General features: G+C 47.6%; 1 rRNA gene (cut by both window edges). It reads right to left on the bottom strand.

Going from position 1 to position 1,150, the window contains the following annotated elements:
* Window positions 1–1,150: ribosomal RNA gene (locus AOQ87_RS02465) — 23S ribosomal RNA — on the bottom strand (it extends past both window edges: 527 nt to the left, 1,244 nt to the right).

Here is a 1,150-nt window from a genome sequence, read left to right as displayed (position 1 = left end):
CTGCTCGCGTCGTCACGCTCGCAGTTAAGCTGGCTTATGCCTTTGCACTAACCTTACGATTTCCGACCGTAATTAGCCAACCTTTGTACTCCTCCGTTACTCTTTAGGAGGAGACCACCCCAGTCAAACTACCCACCAGACATTGTCCTCGGCCCGGATGACGGGTCTAAGTTAGAACACAAAACGTTTCAGGGTGGTATTTCAACGACGGCTCCACATGGACTAGCGTCCATGTTTCTCAGCCTCCCACCTATCCTACACAGCAACATTCAATGTTCAATATCAAGCTATAGTAAAGGTTCACGGGGTCTTTCCGTCTTGTCGCGGGTACACTGCATCTTCACAGCAATTTCAATTTCACTGAGTCTCAGGTGGAGANNNTCNGGNNNNGACAGTCTGGCCATCATTACGCCATTCGTGCAGGTCGGAACTTACCCGACAAGGAATTTCGCTACCTTAGGACCGTTATAGTTACGGCCGCCGTTCACTGGGGCTTCGATCAGAAGCTTCGCTTACGCTTACTTCATCAATTGACCTTCCAGCACCGGGCAGGCTTCACACCGTATACTTCCACTTACGTGTTTGCACAGTGCTATGTTTTTAATAAACAGTTGCAGCCAGCTGGTATCTTCGGCTGATCTCGGCTAAAGATGCGCGATCTATCACCAATTTCAGCGTGCCTTCTCCCGAAGTTACGGCACTATTTTGCCTAGTTCCTTCACCTGAGTTCTCTCAAGCGCCTTAGTATTCTCTACTTAACCACCTGTGTCGGTTTGAGGTACGATTGAAGATCAATTATATCTTAGAGGATTTTCTCGGGAGTTGGAATCAACTACTTCATTACTGATGTAATCGTATTCACGCCTTTGTGTGACGATCGTACGGATTTTCCTATACGACCCACTTATACGTTTAAACCGAGACAACCTACGCTCGGATAGTCTATCCTACTCCGTTCCCACATCGAAATCGATATTCAGTACAGGAATATTAACCAGTTTTCCATCGACTACGCTTTTCAGCCTCGCCTTAGGGATCGACTAACCCTGCCACGATTAGCGTTGGACAGGAACCCTTGGTTTTTCGGCGAGCTGGTTTTTCACCAGCTTTATCGTTACTCATGTCAGCATTCGCACTTCTGATACCTCCA

It is taken from the genome of Candidatus Riesia pediculischaeffi (assembly GCF_002073895.1).
In the GTDB taxonomy this organism is placed as follows: Bacteria; Pseudomonadota; Gammaproteobacteria; order Enterobacterales; family Enterobacteriaceae; genus Riesia; species Riesia pediculischaeffi.
Note: the sequence above shows the minus strand (reverse complement) of the source record. Positions and strands in the feature narration are given on the sequence as shown.